The organism is Chitinophaga sp. RCC_12 (assembly GCF_041360695.1).
Classification (GTDB): domain Bacteria; phylum Bacteroidota; class Bacteroidia; order Chitinophagales; family Chitinophagaceae; genus Chitinophaga.
Genome location: NZ_JBFUPS010000001.1, coordinates 279,087 through 294,349, shown reverse-complemented (window position 1 = coordinate 294,349; position 15,263 = coordinate 279,087). Strand labels below are relative to the sequence as shown.

14 protein-coding genes are annotated in these 15,263 nt (G+C 48.3%); 9 read left to right on the top strand and 5 right to left on the bottom strand.

The features are described from left to right. Positions 1 to 5: 5 nt before the first annotated feature. A complete protein-coding gene (locus AB6805_RS01270; RefSeq protein ID WP_370907650.1) occupies positions 6 to 890 on the bottom strand; it encodes an AraC family transcriptional regulator in 885 nt (294 codons plus the stop codon). 172 nt (positions 891 to 1,062) lie between these two features. Here AB6805_RS01270 and AB6805_RS01265 point away from each other — a divergent pair, with 172 nt between their 5' ends. The 7 genes from AB6805_RS01265 to AB6805_RS01235 all read left to right on the top strand — a co-directional run bounded on the left by AB6805_RS01265 (position 1,063) and on the right by AB6805_RS01235 (position 8,677). Continuing rightward, a complete protein-coding gene (locus AB6805_RS01265) occupies positions 1,063 to 2,487 on the top strand; it encodes an arabinose isomerase (RefSeq protein ID WP_370907649.1) in 1,425 nt (474 codons plus the stop codon). Positions 2,488 to 2,651: 164 nt separating this feature from the next. Continuing rightward, positions 2,652 to 5,015, top strand: a complete 2,364-nt coding sequence (locus AB6805_RS01260) for an ABC transporter permease (RefSeq protein ID WP_370907648.1) — start codon at positions 2,652 to 2,654, stop codon at positions 5,013 to 5,015. A 96-nt stretch (positions 5,016 to 5,111) separates the two neighbouring features. Continuing rightward, complete coding sequence (locus AB6805_RS01255; RefSeq protein ID WP_370907647.1) at positions 5,112 to 5,324, top strand: hypothetical protein; 213 nt, start codon at positions 5,112 to 5,114, stop codon at positions 5,322 to 5,324. Positions 5,325 to 5,616: 292 nt separating this feature from the next. Next, positions 5,617 to 6,567, top strand: coding sequence for a hypothetical protein (locus tag AB6805_RS01250; RefSeq protein ID WP_370907646.1), 951 nt, complete (start codon positions 5,617 to 5,619; stop codon positions 6,565 to 6,567). Positions 6,568 to 6,644: 77 nt separating this feature from the next. Continuing rightward, entirely contained in the window at positions 6,645 to 7,022 is a 378-nt protein-coding gene (locus AB6805_RS01245; protein ID WP_370907645.1) for a hypothetical protein, read from the top strand. 47 nt (positions 7,023 to 7,069) lie between these two features. After that, positions 7,070 to 8,161 carry an AI-2E family transporter gene (locus AB6805_RS01240; RefSeq protein WP_370907644.1) on the top strand — a complete coding sequence of 364 codons (1,092 nt, stop codon included), beginning with the start codon at positions 7,070 to 7,072 and terminating at the stop codon, positions 8,159 to 8,161. Between the two features lie 33 nt (positions 8,162 to 8,194). Continuing rightward, on the top strand, positions 8,195 to 8,677 hold the full coding sequence (locus tag AB6805_RS01235; protein WP_370907643.1) for a hypothetical protein: 483 nt from the start codon (positions 8,195 to 8,197) through the stop codon (positions 8,675 to 8,677). Here AB6805_RS01235 and AB6805_RS01230 read toward each other — a convergent pair. Further along, the gene (locus AB6805_RS01230) at positions 8,674 to 9,831 is read right to left on the bottom strand and encodes a BamA/TamA family outer membrane protein (protein ID WP_370907642.1); all 1,158 of its coding nucleotides are present in this window, start codon (positions 9,829 to 9,831) and stop codon (positions 8,674 to 8,676) included. The two genes, AB6805_RS01235 and AB6805_RS01230, sit on opposite strands and share 4 nt — an antisense overlap. Before the next feature lie 183 nt (positions 9,832 to 10,014). On the opposite strand from AB6805_RS01230, the gene AB6805_RS01225 reads away from it, so the two are divergent. Beyond that, the gene (locus tag AB6805_RS01225) at positions 10,015 to 10,533 is read left to right on the top strand and encodes a GNAT family N-acetyltransferase (RefSeq protein ID WP_370907641.1); all 519 of its coding nucleotides are present in this window, start codon (positions 10,015 to 10,017) and stop codon (positions 10,531 to 10,533) included. Here the strand turns inward: AB6805_RS01225 and AB6805_RS01220 are convergent. After that, positions 10,522 to 10,845 (bottom strand): hypothetical protein, encoded by a 324-nt coding sequence (locus tag AB6805_RS01220; RefSeq protein ID WP_370907640.1) that lies wholly within the window; start codon positions 10,843 to 10,845, stop codon positions 10,522 to 10,524. The genes AB6805_RS01225 and AB6805_RS01220 overlap by 12 nt on opposite strands. After that, positions 10,842 to 11,687: a DUF899 domain-containing protein gene (locus tag AB6805_RS01215; RefSeq protein ID WP_370907639.1), complete on the bottom strand. Its 846-nt coding sequence runs from the start codon at positions 11,685 to 11,687 to the stop codon at positions 10,842 to 10,844. The genes AB6805_RS01220 and AB6805_RS01215 overlap by 4 nt, the downstream gene beginning before the upstream one ends. 133 nt (positions 11,688 to 11,820) lie before the next feature. Here AB6805_RS01215 and AB6805_RS01210 point away from each other — a divergent pair, with 133 nt between their 5' ends. After that, positions 11,821 to 12,804 (top strand): GlxA family transcriptional regulator, encoded by a 984-nt coding sequence (locus AB6805_RS01210; RefSeq protein ID WP_370907638.1) that lies wholly within the window; start codon positions 11,821 to 11,823, stop codon positions 12,802 to 12,804. Between the two features lie 3 nt (positions 12,805 to 12,807). Here AB6805_RS01210 and AB6805_RS01205 read toward each other — a convergent pair whose 3' ends face one another. Next, a complete protein-coding gene (locus AB6805_RS01205; RefSeq protein WP_370907637.1) occupies positions 12,808 to 15,177 on the bottom strand; it encodes an ABC transporter permease in 2,370 nt (789 codons plus the stop codon). Positions 15,178 to 15,263 lie beyond the last annotated feature (86 nt).

Genomic DNA, 15,263 nt, shown 5'->3' with positions numbered 1-15,263 from the left:
CTATGTTAAACGTCGCCCTGCGCCCTTTTCCGGTATTCCGTGGGCGTAAATCCGGTCTTCTCTTTAAAGATCCTGGAGAAGTAAAACGAAGAATCAAACCTGAGATCATACGCAATTTCTTTTACAGATACAGCGGGATCATTCAATAGTTCCCTCGCTTTCTCTATTTTAAGTTGGATATAATATTGAAACGGAGATAGCCCCGTATATTGCTTAAACGCTTTCCTGAACCAGGAGTAGCCCACCTGTAACTCTTCTGCCGCCTGCTCCGGGGAATAATGCCGGGAGATGTTGGCGCGGAATAACAGCCGTGCTTTGTTCATCAGTTCTTCTCTCTCTTTATTCCCGCTTGCCTGTTGCTTCACGAGATAGTGAATGTTTCCCATCAGGTGAAGCGCCGCGCCGGCAATGAGCGGCTGGTAGCCGGGGTGCTCCTGTTTTGTTTTTTCTATAATAAGATGAAACAACTGCAGGGTACCTTCCTGGTAACCGATATATAAACAGGGCTTTTCCCTGGTGAAAAAATTTTCCTTCAGCAGGTTGTCGAGCACAGGGCCTTTCATGCCTACCCAGTATTCATCCCAGCCGGTTTCGGCGAGTGGCCGGTAGCGGTGCCTTTCTCCCGGGAACAGCAGGATAATGGTACCGCCTTTTATTTCCTGCTGCCGGCAGCTGTCGGACTCAAAAATGCCTTTGCCGCCGGTGATATAAATAACCTGGTATTCATTCAATACCCTTCCTTTCTTCCAGTTGAAATGATGATGCGCCGGATGATCTTTACCCGGGTAAATGTCTGCTGCTGCCACCTGCGTACAACCGGTATTCAGTACCCAAAGACCCCAGCTCTCATCTTCCCTGCTCACGGGTAGATACTTGTAATAGTTCATCATAACGCGTTCTTCTTTATATAAAAATATAAAAAGCCGGAAAGGTTCCGGAAAGTAATAAGAATTTCCGCCACCCGCCGGGATTGTATCATAAAGTACAACCGAAATATCAAATAATTCATCACACCGCAACTAGCTTTATCACAGATCCGGTTACCATTCAAAAAATTGCGTCATGAATACATTAAAAGTGGGCCTGTTTGGTATAGGCCTCGCTGCCTATTGGGAACAGTTCGAAGGACTGCAGCAGCGGTTGTCGGGGTATATTGATATTGTGCATCAGCAGTTGCAGCACTACGGCGCCGATATCGTTCACCTCGGCCTGATAGACACGCCGGAGAAAGCCTTTAAAGCGGGCAGCCGTTTCCGCAAAGAAGAGGTAGACCTGATCTTTTTATACGTAACCACCTACGCGTTATCTTCCACGGTTTTACCGGTGGTAAAACGCGCAAAAGTACCGGTGATCGTATTAAATCTCTCTCCGGCCGCGGCCATCGACTATGCCACATTTAATCAGCTGCCGGACCGCACCACCATGACCGGCGAATGGCTCGCCTTCTGCGCCGCCTGCCCGGTGCCGGAAATAGCCAGCGTATTCAAACGCGCACACATCCCTTTTTACCAGGTAACAGGTATGTTGCAGGATGATCCCGTGGTGTGGAAGGAAATGGAAGAATGGATCGCCGCCGCAAATGTAGCGCACACCCTGTATCACAACAGGCTGGGCCTGATGGGTAACTACTACGGCGGCATGTTGGATATTTACGCTAATCTTACCCTGCATGCAGCCGTGTTGGGCGGGCATATGGAAATCATTGAGGTAGATGAATTATCAGGACTCCGGAATACGGTCAGCGAAGCGGAAATTGCCGCCAAGCTCCGGGAGGCGCAACAGGTGTTTGACATACAGCCCGATTGCTCACCGGAAGAATTGCACCGCGCGGCCAAAACAGCGGTGGCTTTGGATAAACTGGTAGCAAAGCACCAACTGGGTTCCCTGGCGTACTACCATAAAGGAAGCGGCAACGCTATCAATGAGGATACCATGAGCTCCGTGATCATGGGCACCTCCCTCTTAACGGCGCAAGGCATCCCTGTAGCGGGGGAGTACGAAGTGAAAAACGCGCAGGCCATGAAAATCATGGACAGCTTTGGTGCAGGTGGTTCCTTCACAGAGTACTATGCCATGGACTACAAAGATGACATCGTGCTCATGGGACATGATGGACCCTGCCATCCTGTAATCGCCGCCGGTAAAATAAAACTGAAACCACTACAGGTATATCATGGAAAAGTAGGGAAAGGACTATCCGTGGAAATGTCGGTGGTACACGGCCCGGTAACCTTACTGTCTGTAGTGGAAACAGCCGATGGGAAACTGCAGTTCCTCCTGGCGGAAGGAATGTCCGAAGCGGGACCTATCCTTGAAATCGGTAACACCAACAGCCGTTACCGTTTTCCTGCTGGCGCCAGGAATTTCGTGGAAGCCTGGAATGCGCACGGACCGGCGCATCATTGCGCCGTAGGCAAGGGGCATATCGCGTCAAGGATAAAAAAGCTGGCGGAGTTGTTGGGAGTGGAGGCGGTGCAGGTCTGCTAACACCGCAATAATCGCTGTATATTTATTCAAGTTTTACAAGCGGTCACCTGCTGTATCAAAAGCGGACATATTATTTAAAAAATAACTTTTTAAACTATTGTAACGTACGTAACTTTTGGTATGGCATGTTTTTTCAACAGGTGCTGTAACTGATACCGACTATCATGATAAGCAACTACTTCAGGATTGCATGGCGCAACCTCGTCCGCAATAAAGCATTTTCTTTTATCAATATCCTGGGGCTGGCACTCGGACTGGCCTGCAGCCTTCTCATGATCCTGTGGGTACAGGATGAAAAAAGCATGGATGGATTTCATGCCAACAGTGATAAACTATACCAGGTATATGTGCGCCAGTCATCCGGTGGTAAAGTGAACGCCGGCTATCTCACACAGGGGCCGCTGGCAGCAGAACTGAAAAAAGAAGTGCCTGAAGTAGAATACGCCAGCGGCTTCGAGGTTTTTCTGCCGGTAACATTACGGGTAGATGATAAAGTAATGAAGATCACCGGCGCCTATGCAGGCGCTGATTTTTTGCAGATGTTCAGTTACCCGGTATTGCAGGGCACAAAAGCATCGGCCATCGATAAACCAGGCACCATCGCTATTTCCAAACACCTCGCGGAATTATTTTTCGGCAGCCCGGAACAGGCGCTGGGGAAAACACTGCGTTATGAAGACACGGTAAGTCTCTCTGTGACTGCGGTGTACGAGGTGCCGGCCAACTCATCACAACAATTTGAGTACCTCCGCAACTGGGAGGATTTCACCAGGGACAATGCCTGGGCAAGAAATTGGGGCAGCTTTAACCCACTGACGTATATCCGTCTCCGTGACAATGCCGATGCAGATAAAGTAGCCGCCAAAATAAAAGACTTCGTTTATAATTATCAGCAACGCAATAACGATTCCTATATTGAACTGGGTTTACAGCCCTACAGCGAAAAATACCTGCACGGCGTATTCAGCAACGGCGTACCCGACGGCGGACGTATTGAATACGTGCGCCTCTTTACGCTGCTGGCCATATTCATTATGCTCATTGCCTGCATCAATTTTATGAACCTCGCTACGGCGCGGTCGGTAAAAAGAGCAAAGGAAGTAGGGGTGAGAAAAGTAGTAGGCGCCCTGCGCTCTTCCCTTATCATCCAGTTTATCGGGGAAGCCATGCTGCTGGCATTCTTTTCATTGGTAATCGCTCTGTTGGTGGTAATATTATTGCTGCCCGCATTTAACCAGCTCAGTGGAAAACAATTGGCATTACCCGTTTCACAACCGGTATTCTGGGCTACTTTACTGGGCCTTACGGTACTCACCGGCTTCGTGGCCGGCAGTTACCCGGCGCTGTTCCTGTCATCCCTGAACCCGGTAAGGGTGCTCAAAGGCAGCCTTAAATTTGGCTCCGGCGCTACTAATTTCCGGAAGGGCCTGGTGGTGTTTCAATTCACGTTGTCCATCCTGTTAATGATAGGCATGTTTGTGATTTACCGCCAAATGGATTACGTGCAAACAAAGAACCTGGGCTACAACCGGCAGAACCTTATCTATATTCCTATCGAAGGCGAACTGATTTCCAAATACGATGTATTCAGGGAAGCGGCAACCAACCTGCCCGGCGTGCTGGCTATTTCTAAAATGAAAGAGTCGCCAACGGTGATAGAACATCACAAAGGAGGTATCAGCTGGTCTGGCAAAGATCCCAATGATGACGCCTCTTTTGCGGATGCGGCAGTGGGATACGACTTTATAAAAACCATGGGCCTCACCTTACTGGAGGGCCGCGACTTTTCGCGTGCATTCGGGAATGATTCAGGGAGTTATATCCTGAATGAAAGCGCCGTAAAAAGGATTGGTTACCAGCATCCGGTAGGACAGCCATTCACACTCGGAAATGTTTCCGGCACCATCGTGGGCGTGCTAAAGGATTTCCACTTCAACTCCATGCACGATGCTATAGAGCCGCTGGTAATCCGCCTGGACGAAAAACCTAAGTGGGGCAATATCCTGGTAAGGGTCGCCGGAGGTAAAACAACACCCGTGCTGGCCGGACTTGCAGGAATCTGCAAAAACTTAAATCCTAACTTCCCCTTTACTTACCAGTTCTCCGATGAAGAATATACCAAGCTTTATAAAAGTGAACAGATGGTAAGTCAGCTGTGCAACTACTTCGCCTGCCTCGCTGTATTCATTTCCTGTCTCGGTTTATTCGGACTGGCCATGTTCACCGCGGCGCAACGTACTAAAGAAATAGGCGTGAGAAAAGTGCTCGGCGCTTCCGAATCCAGTATTTTCCTGTTGCTGTCGGCCGGCTTCCTGAAGCCGGTATTTATAGGAATGCTCATTGCCTTCCCGCTGGCCTGGTACGCCATGAACCAGTGGCTGAATCACTTCGCGTATAAAGTAAACCTTGAGTGGTGGATCTTTGGCGGGGCGGGGCTCATCACCATCATAGTGGCTTTAGTCACGGTCAGCTTCCAAAGCATCCGGGCGGCGGCCATGAATCCCATGAAAAGCCTGAAAACGGAATAATCCTACTTATTGGGGTGCTATTTCCCCATTATACCGCTAAAAATGCTGTCATAGTAATGGCATGTGGATTGCCGGTATATTCATAAACGCAACATTATGAAAGTACTTGGCATCATCCTCATTATTGCTGGTATTGCAATGATCGTTATCAGGGGCTTCTCTGTTCAAACAGAAAAGAAAGTGGTAGACATTGGTCCTGTTGAAATTAATAAGAAAGAAAACAGATGGATAGGCTGGCCTACCTATGCCGGCGGTATCGTAGCCATTGTAGGTGTGGTACTGGTGGTATCGGGTAAACGGAGAGACTGATTAATAACAATAACGACTATATGCAGAAATGAGTGCCTCCCCGGGTGCTCATTTCTGCATTTGGGGTACGCCTGCCAAAAAAGTGTGGTAATTCATCGTAATCAGATAAAAAAGTATGCTTTTATTCTAACTCCCTGCAATAATTTTATACTACCGCCGGCGAAATATCGAAGCCCTTTTTATTCAACATTTACAGCAACACAATAATTCCTGTATGCGCTGCATCAACAGGTAAAGGAACCTTTATGTCTGCGTAGCATTTCCCGTCTTTTCAACCATAAAAATTCCACTAATGAACAAACAAACAATCACCCGGAACTACATGATTACAGGAACATTAATGCTGCTGCTATTGGCAGCCTGCTCCCGCAAAGAAGCGGCAGTAACACCGGAAGCGACTCCGCGTCCGGTAACCACCGAACTAACCAACGGTATCGGGAATGGCGTAAACCTGCAGCCTTCCTACTACAACGGTGGTAATGTAAACTTCGCATGGGCGCTGATGAAACAGCAAACAAAGATCAAAACCGTGCGCATTGAAATTGAACCAACCGTAAGTATTACGTTGGCGAAATCCTGGATTCAGCAGGCAAAGAACAACGGCTTTGCGGTGATCGCCACTTATCATAAAGCGAGTGTACTGGGAAGCGACAATACCAGCGAACTTACTGCGGCCGCCAACTGGTGGAAGAATAACTACGCTGCATTGAGCCAGGCGGGATCATTTACCGTAAACCTGATGAATGAATGGGGCAGTCATAACATCAGTTCCAATGCATACGCTGCTGCGTATAATTCTGCTATTGCGCTGGTACGGCAGGTTTACAGTGGTGCTATTATTATTGATATTCCCGGCTGGGGACAGGAAACCCGTACCGCCGCCGAAGCCGTTAAAGGAACAAATGGTACCAAAATAAATGATGTGAACATTATCCTGTCTACACACATTTATCCCGGCGCATGGAATCAGGGCAGAAACCGCACTCTCATCAATGCCGATCTCGATGAATTGGCTACTTCCGGACGCCCTTGTATGGTAGGAGAGTTCGGCACCGGCTCCGGCAGCGCCAACTGGTCCGGTTTAACGAATTATGCCAAATCCAAAGGATGGACCGTATTGGGATGGGCGTGGAATGGCGATGGCGGCAGTCTGAATATGGTTACACCCTCCTGGGCCACTAATCCCACCGCTACTTCTTTCAGTACCAATAGTTACTTTAATACTATTTACAGCTTGCTGTAAATAACAACGGATTTTCGATACCTGCAGCCGGCCCCGTGGCCGGCTTATTTGTTATATTGCAGGATAAAACCTGGAAGATGTCGACATCCTTGTTGGATCAAAGCAACGATCCGCTGCTCAAAACTTTCATTGCCGGTAAATCAGATCCCGCATTGGCGTTGTTACAGCACTTTGTCTCACAATATGAAAAACTGGGAAAGATATACCTGTATCCCACCAAATCCATGATAGGTATCGGCTTTGGCGACAGGCGGGTGGCATGGATCACACAGTTGGGAAAGAATTTTGTGCACATCGTATTCCCTTTTGAAAAGGCGTATTCCGACAATTTATGCTTTCAGAAAATTGCGCAGGTACCGGGCGATAACCGGCAGTTTAATCATCATTTCCGTATGTATCTCCCGGAAGATATTAATGAAGAGGTACAACAGTTTATGTGCCTGTCGCTGTTATAACCGGTTTTAAGTATATTTAGGAAGAAACCTGTATAAAATACTGTCATATGAATCACCACCGCCCTGCCTCTAAAAATATGATTGAATCCATCCTGGTGCTGTTGCTGTTGCTGGCTTTGTTGTTGGCACTGTATGATGTGTTGAGGCTGTTTTTTGGTATTCTCACGTTTGCACTGATCTTTTCCGTTTCTTTCCATCACCTGTTTGAGCGCATGGTTGTTTGGTTTAAAGGCCGCCGTAAACTGGCCGCCACCATATATGCGGTGGCGTTAGTAGCCATCATAGCCCTGCCGGTTACTTATTTCATAGCCGCGCTGAGTTCACATATCCGGGAAGCATTGCACTGGATTGGTAACGTAAAGGAAAACGGATTGCCGGCGCTGCCCGAATGGGTAGTTACCATGCCCTATGTTGGCAGCGATATCGTGGACTTCTGGGAGCATTTGCAGGAAAGTCCCCGTGAAACTTTATCCACCAGCGTACATGAACAACAGGTAAGAGTGGTGCTGCATCATATTATCACCAGCGGCGCAGGTATTCTCGGTGCAGCGGGACAGCTCATACTCGGCATCATCATATCCGCATTTTTCCTGGTAAGCGGTGAAAAAGCAGTACGCCCTATCAGGGCTACCGCACAGCACCTGCTGGGACGTAAAGACGGCGCCGATCTGTTGAACGCTACCACAATGGCGATCAAGGGTGTGTCTATCGGTGTAATGGGCACGGCTTTCATTACGGCGGTGGTGGCGTTTATCGGGCTTAAAATTGCAGGTATCCCCTTTGCGCTTGGTTTGTCTGCTTTCATCTTTTTCCTGGTAGTGATCCAGATAGGCCCGCTCGTGGTTTGGATCCCATTAACCATCTGGATGGCTACACAAGGTCATCCCGGTATGACGCTCTTTCTGGCTATTTACGGTACCGGCATCCTGATAGGGGAAGCCATCCTGAAACCGCTGCTCATCGCTAAAAGCGGCAAACTGCCTTTCCTGGTATTATTCCTCGGGGTCATTGGCGGTATGGCTGCATGGGGATTCACCGGCATGTTCAAGGGCGCTATCATTGTAGCCGTATTCTATACCGTATTTAATTCCTGGCTGTTGCGTAAAGACGCCGCCCACGCTTCACATGCTGCGGAATAGGTAGTATCTTCGCCCACAAGCACCAGATGAATTATGAAAGCGGCAAGTATCAGCGATATAAAAAAAGAATTAACTACCCTGCCTCCGGCAGAACTGTCGGCCCTGTGTTTGCGGCTGGCCAAATTCAAGAACGATAACAAGGAACTGCTTACCTACCTGCTGTTTGAAGCCCACAACGAAGAAGGGTATATCGCCGCCGTGAAGGAAGAAATCGACAAAGGGTTTATTGAAATGGCCGGGGATAAATTATACCACGCCAAAAAAAGGCTGAGGAAAATCCTGCGGATAACGAACAAGCATATACGATATACCGGTTCCAAAACCGCCGAAGCAGAACTGCTGATCTATTTCTGTACAAAAATGAAACTGTCCGGTTTATTATCTTCCTATAGTGTTCAGTTAAATAACCTCTACGAACAACAGGTGAAAAAGATCACCAAAATAGTGTCTACACTGCATGAAGACCTGCAGTATGATTATCTCCGGCAGCTGAAACGGCTTACCGGGGAGGACTAAAATGCTTCAGCGAAATTAATATAAAAGCCCTGCCAGTTGCCCGGCCCAAAACCCATATCAAACCGCAGGTTGGTATTGTTCTTCGAGTCTACCCTTATCCGGAATCCCAGCCCATAGCTGAGGTGAAACCCTTCCAGCGACAGGTCACTATAGCTATCTGCTACCCGGCCGGTGCCCACCCATGCAGCCGCACCAAAAATATTCCATATAGGCGCGCGGTACTCCACCTGTGCGTCTACCAGCACGTTATCCCGGTAAGCGCCCATATAGTATCCCCGCATTTTACTATCGCCACCCATTTGTGCGAGTTCATAAAACGGTACATCCCCGCTGGTAAATGTAGTGGTAGCCTGTAATGCCACCACATGTTTCAGCCAGGGATTGAAGTACTTGCGGAGATCAATATCCACCCGGGTATATTGGTATACACTCCCCAGGAAATCAGGATGCCAGATAACTGTACCAATGGCATAAGCACCTTTATAGGGATTATAGCGGTTATCACGGCTGTCGTACGCGGTGCTCAGCCCAATACCTGTGCTGAAGCCACCTTCCAGGCCAGGATAGTTTTCCTTTACCAGGAAACTGTTACTGTCGGGCTTCACACTAAAATAATCCGATACGGTAACGGCTACACCGCCATAGAAATTTTTAAACCACTGCCGCAATGCAGTAGCGGAAAACTGAAACCGGCTGTATTCTACTTCCTGTATGCTGTCTTTCGAAATATCATTTCCGATCCCGTAAATATATTCCGGCTGTTTTTTATAATTAACATAGCTCATGATCACGTACCTGTTTTCTTTTAAGATCATTTCGGTAGATACAGACGCATTAATCCTGCCATTGCTGGAAATGGTGAACACTTCCGATAATTTGGAGGGTTTTGAAATGGTATCTTTCCTGGAGAAATGCAACAGGTTGTATTTTGCCAGCCCGAAAATATGCCCGGCCTCTGTAGTGTAGGAGTAGAGCGGCACCGGGATGATCTTGAACAGTGCTTCGGCCTTTTTATTAAATTGATCAAACTTCGATATTTTCTTTTTCGTGGTATCCGCCGGGATGTGTGAAGTATCTGTTTGAGCCAGGGCCAACGAATAACTGCATAACAACAGCATCGTTATGAGTATGGGGCGATATGGCGCAGTAAGCATGCAGTATACATTTACAGGATGATACAGCAAGACCACCGCGATAAGCCGGTGGTCTTGTGTATTCATTAAACGTACCATTCATGGCTTTTGTTCAATAAACCGGTTAAATCAGGTTTGTTGCCTTCACAGGAAAATTTTATTTTGGAGGGTGTTGATGAATTAAAGAGGCTTTAAAATGAAGGCATGAAAATTCTATTTGAAACGCCGCGGCTGCAGGTCCGCACTTTTGCCGCTACAGATGACGCATTCGTCCTGGAATTGCTGAACACGCCCTCCTGGCTGCAATACATCGGCGACCGGCAGATCCGGACCCTTGCAGATGCACAACGCTATATCATGAATAACCTGTTGAAGCTATACGCAGAGCAAGGCTATGGCGCATGGGTAGTAGTGCTGAAGGAAACAAGGAATCCTATCGGTATCTGCGGATTATTTAAGAGAAAGTACCTTGACCAGCCCGACCTGGGATTTGCTTTTTTACCAGCCTTTGAAGGCCTGGGGTATGCTTACGAAGCGGCTACGGGCACCATCACCTATTCCCGGCAGCAATTGCCGTTTACAAGGCTGTTTGCCATTACCCAACCGGATAATCACCGGTCAGTTCGTTTACTGGAGCGGTCAGGATTTACCCGGCAGGGCACCATCCTTCCACCCGGAGAAGCGGAAGAACTGATGTTATTTGATCTTGAATTAGGAAGCTGACTGCCGCCGTTTCCGGTAGGCCATCATCCTGCTTCCCGCCAGGTAAAGCAACGACCCCACACACAACACCACCAGTCCTGATCTCAGCCATGTAGCAGCGGTTACAGACAACCCGATTCCTGTTCCCAGGGCTACATAGGCAGCGAAACAAATGGGGCACTTTGGCAGCAGTACGAGGGTGATGCCCGGTATCAGCCATCGTACGCCTTTTACAAAGCGTTGCCTCAAAGTAAGCGGACCGGTGGTTTGCGCAGCGGTTGTTTTGCGGGCGCCGCTGCCCGTAGCGGCGCCGCAGGAACAATGTGTTTTCATAATACTTCGTCTTCTGAACAACAGGAACCCGGCGTTTTCTCTTTGTGATACCTGCCGGTATTATCTACATGTCCTTTCTCTTCGTATTTGTCGTGGTGCCGTACCCACGATGTTAAATCGCCCCGTTCATTGATTTCATTACGTCCCAGCGGTGCTATATCCAGGTAGTTGTAAGTAGCGAGCTGTAATTCGCCACCACGGCCATACGTGGAATAGGTGTGATAAATATCGCCTGCTTCATCTTTATAAAAAACGCTGATGCCCTGCAGGTCTTCCAAATGATGCGGCAATCCTTCCACGATATCATAGTTATAATACACCTTCCCGCTTTCCAGGTCCTCTTTACGGAAAGACACGTGGTAGTCGTAGTTGAAATCACTGCTTTCAGAAGATACCCATTTAAAGTGCCAGTCCATACGCTTACGGAACGCCTCCAGCGCAGGCAACGGTGCGCGTGATATCACTGCAACGGACACATCATGATGCTCCAGGTGAGGCAATACTCCGTTAATGGAATCTGCTGCAAATGAGCAACCCACACAACCTTCTTTTTCATGGGGACCAAACATAAAATGCTGGATGATCAGCTGGCTGCGGCCTTCAAAAAGGTCAGAAAGGGTGACCTTACCTTCCGGACCATCAAATATATAGTTCTTCTCTACCTTTTCCCATGGCAATGCCATGCGCTCACGGCTAAGCTCATCCCGCAAACGGGTATATTCCTTTTCTTTCTGCAAAAACTTCTTCCTGGCTTCCAGCCACTCTTCAGAGGATACAACTTTGTGCGGGGGACCGGGTTTAACAGCACTATCTTTAAAACCAGTCGTTACAGGAGTACTCATGATTTTGTGATTTTAATGTCTTACAAATCTCCGGAGTTAATATGTAAATGTAGATGGGTGAATGCGACTTATTTAGGGGGTGATTGTGCCACCGGAAAGTAGTAAATTCGTGTTGTAACAGACACAAACTGCCATGAAGACTGTTTCTTTGCTTATTTATGAAGATGCCATTTTATCTTCCGTATCCAGCGTGATAGATATCCTGCTGGGCGCTAACCGCTTTCTGGTTGGAGCCGGAAAGGAACCTGCCTTTAAACTGGAGCTGGTCAGCGAAAAGATGAAGAACATCCAACTGCATAGTCCTGCGCAGTTTATCTGCTATAAAACCATCGACGAAGTACAACATCCGGACCTTATCCTGGCGCCGGCCTTTGAAGGCCCGCCGGATACGGTGCTGGAGAAGAATAAGGCGCTGGTGAACTGGATCCGTAACATGCATGCCGGCGGCACTGAAGTGGCCAGCCTTTGCTTTGGAAGCTATTTTCTGGCCGAAGCAGGACTGCTCTCCGGCAAGTCCTGTACTTCCCACTGGGCAGCGCTCGACGATATGCGCAGGCGCTACCCGGATATCAACATCCTGCCGGATAAGGTAATGACCGACGACGATGGCGTTTATACCAGCGGCGGCGCCTTCATTTCATTGAACCTGGTATTGTACCTGATAGAGAAATTCAGTGGCCGTGATACAAGTATCTGGGTGAGTAAAATGTTTTCGATAGATATGGACCGCTTTAACCAGGCCCATTTCGCCGTGTTCCAGGGACAACGCCGTCATGAAGATGAAGACATCCTCAAAGCGCAGGCCTACATCGAACAAAACTACGATCAGCAGATCTCTGTAGAACAGATCGCCAGCCAGGCTAACATGAGTAAACGTAATTTTGTTCGACGCTTTAAACTCGCCACACACAATACGCCCATGGAATACCTGCAACGCGTAAAAATAGAATCCGCCAAAAAAGAACTGGAAAAAAATGCCATCAATATCAGCACACTGATGTACAACGCCGGGTACAACGACCAGAAAGCATTCCGGCAGATATTTAAACGGTATACCGGTTTAACCCCGCAGGAATACCGTAGAAAGTACTCCCGCGGCGGTGTGGAAATGAATTAAGCATTATTCCGTCCGCAAACTTTTTACAGGATTCATCAGCGCCGCTTTGGCCGACTGGTAACTGACCGTTAGCAGCGTAATGACGATCGTACCGGCGCCAATGGCTATAAAAAGCCAGATCGATACGGGTGTATGATATGCATAGTGATTCAGCCACATCTGCATAAAGTACCAGGTAAGGGGAGTAGCCACCAGCAAAGCAATGATCACCGGCTTCACAAAATCTTTCGACAGCAGCAACAAAATACCAGACACCGTAGCGCCCATCACTTTGCGTATCCCGATTTCTTTGGTGCGTTGTTCTGCCATGAAAGCAGCCAGTCCAAGTATACCCAGGCAGGAAATAAAAATCGCAAGCACGGCAAATACAGTGGTCAGCCGCGCAATGCGCTCTTCATCAGAAAACTTCTTCGCATAAACCTCATCTGTAAAAGTAAAATCAAAGGGGCCCTCGGGGTTAAACTTTTTAAATACGCCGGCAATCCCGGATAAGGCTGTCCGCATGGGCATTGCAGGATTCACGCGAACAGTTAACGCATTATATACGCCATATTCCAGGCAAAAAACCACCGGCTGCACCGGTGCATAAGGCGATTCCATTACCATGTCTTTCACTACGCCAATGATCATGTGCGGCTCGCCACCCGCCTGTATAATTTGCCCGACAGGATGTTTAAACCCCGTTAGCTTCACCGCCGCTTCATTTAAGATCAGTGCGCCGGTATCAGTAGGGAAGCTCCGGGAAAAGTCGCGGCCCTCTTTTATTTGCCAGCCAATAGTATGGCCGTAATCATGCGATACCGTTACAAAACCCAAAGGCGCTGCAACACCGGGTACTTTACCTTCCCAACTCAGGTCGTCACTATTGCCGGGATTCTCCGTGGTAGGATGCGACGCCTTCGCCATATCCGCCACCGCACCGCTTTCCAGTAAAGCAGCCCTCAATTCATTGTAAGGGGCGCCAAACATTTCAGGAGTGTTCATGGTGAGGTTAATCAACCCCTCCCGGCTGTAGCCCACCGGACGGCTTTTGGCATATTGAATTTGCTGGTACACAATTACAGTACCTATGATCAAGGCAATGGATACGCTGAACTGTACTACCATCAGGGCGTTGCGGGGGAGCAATGAAAAACGGCCGGTAGTAAAACCGCCTTTTAATATTTTTACCGGCTGAAAAGAGGATAAATAAAATGCAGGATAACTACCCGCCAGCAGGCCGGTAAACACCGCAAACCCTGATCCTGCCAACCATAGCACCGGCGCGTTAAATGGAATCGTGATCTGTTTTTCAGTGATCCGGTTAAACAGCGGCAATAAAAGCCACACCATGCCCACCGCCACTATAAAGGATAAAAAGGAGAGCAGCAGCGATTCGGCGAGGAACTGCCGGACAAGACGTCCCCGCGTAGCGCCGATGGCTTTGCGGATACCTGTTTCTTTGGCGCGTTTGGCGCTTCTGGCGGTAGACAGGTTCATGAAATTGATACAGGCCAGCAGCAACACCAACGCACCTATAACACCAAACAACCACACGAGGCGGATACGCCCGCCGCTTACCTGCCCGTTCTTAAACTCATTATATAAATGCCATTTGTTCATAGGATGCAGCAACAGCATTTCTTTGCCCGTCTTTACATGCTGTTGCACAACGCCGCTGATCTTTGCACTGGCCTTATCCATGTCAATGCCGTCATTCAGCTCCACGTATAATTTCCAGTAATGGGTATCCCAATTGGATACTTCGTCTTTCAGCCACGGAATGGTAGTCACGGCCCGGTCCCACGGAAGGAACAGCTGTGTGCCATAAAAAGCCGTGCTTTGCGGGAGATCTTCATACACACCCGCCACCTGCAGATCAGTGCGGTTATCCATGCGGATGGCCTTCCCGGTGGGATCGGAACTGCCAAACAGGGAAGTGGCCAGCGACTGGTTAATCAACACTGCGGTGGGTGTTTTCAACGCATCCCTTTTGCCGTGAATCATTTTGAGCGTCAGCATCTCAGGCAAATCCGGGCCTGCCCACACACCCGATTGCGATAACTTTTTATCACCCACGGCAATCGTATGGGTGAAGTTGGGATAAACAATAGCCACCCGTTTGAAATCGCCTGCATAATTATTCCGGAGTTCATCTGCGAGTGGAATGGCAATAGCTTCACCGGTAGTGGTTTCACCGTTGATGGTTTGTACATCCATTACCTGCGCCAACCGGTTATGATGTTCATGCCAGTGATTAAATGACACTTCGTCCCATATCCATAACCCTATCAGCAGCGTAACTGCCATACCGGTAGCCAAACCAATAATATTGATCGCAGTGTAACTTTTATTTTTTATAAGATGACGGAAGGTAAATTTAAACAATTGCATGCAGACGCTATTTTCAACGGATGCCGGAAAAATAATGCCGGAACCGGATTCTTTTATAAATAACAAATTTATACTTTTACAGATAT

Excerpts from the sequence above, each read along its gene's own strand:
- AB6805_RS01270 (WP_370907650.1), bottom strand. The coding sequence starts at position 890 with ATGATGAACTATTACAAGTATCTACCCGTGAGCAGGGAAGATGAGAGC.
- AB6805_RS01265 (WP_370907649.1), top strand. The coding sequence starts at position 1,063 with ATGAATACATTAAAAGTGGGCCTGTTTGGTATAGGCCTCGCTGCCTAT.
- AB6805_RS01260 (WP_370907648.1), top strand. The coding sequence starts at position 2,652 with ATGATAAGCAACTACTTCAGGATTGCATGGCGCAACCTCGTCCGCAAT.
- AB6805_RS01255 (WP_370907647.1), top strand. The coding sequence starts at position 5,112 with ATGAAAGTACTTGGCATCATCCTCATTATTGCTGGTATTGCAATGATC.
- AB6805_RS01250 (WP_370907646.1), top strand. The coding sequence starts at position 5,617 with ATGAACAAACAAACAATCACCCGGAACTACATGATTACAGGAACATTA.
- AB6805_RS01245 (WP_370907645.1), top strand. The coding sequence starts at position 6,645 with ATGTCGACATCCTTGTTGGATCAAAGCAACGATCCGCTGCTCAAAACT.
- AB6805_RS01240 (WP_370907644.1), top strand. The coding sequence starts at position 7,070 with ATGAATCACCACCGCCCTGCCTCTAAAAATATGATTGAATCCATCCTG.
- AB6805_RS01235 (WP_370907643.1), top strand. The coding sequence starts at position 8,195 with ATGAAAGCGGCAAGTATCAGCGATATAAAAAAAGAATTAACTACCCTG.
- AB6805_RS01230 (WP_370907642.1), bottom strand. The coding sequence starts at position 9,831 with ATGCTTACTGCGCCATATCGCCCCATACTCATAACGATGCTGTTGTTA.
- AB6805_RS01225 (WP_370907641.1), top strand. The coding sequence starts at position 10,015 with ATGAAAATTCTATTTGAAACGCCGCGGCTGCAGGTCCGCACTTTTGCC.
- AB6805_RS01220 (WP_370907640.1), bottom strand. The coding sequence starts at position 10,845 with ATGAAAACACATTGTTCCTGCGGCGCCGCTACGGGCAGCGGCGCCCGC.
- AB6805_RS01215 (WP_370907639.1), bottom strand. The coding sequence starts at position 11,687 with ATGAGTACTCCTGTAACGACTGGTTTTAAAGATAGTGCTGTTAAACCC.
- AB6805_RS01210 (WP_370907638.1), top strand. The coding sequence starts at position 11,821 with ATGAAGACTGTTTCTTTGCTTATTTATGAAGATGCCATTTTATCTTCC.
- AB6805_RS01205 (WP_370907637.1), bottom strand. The coding sequence starts at position 15,177 with ATGCAATTGTTTAAATTTACCTTCCGTCATCTTATAAAAAATAAAAGT.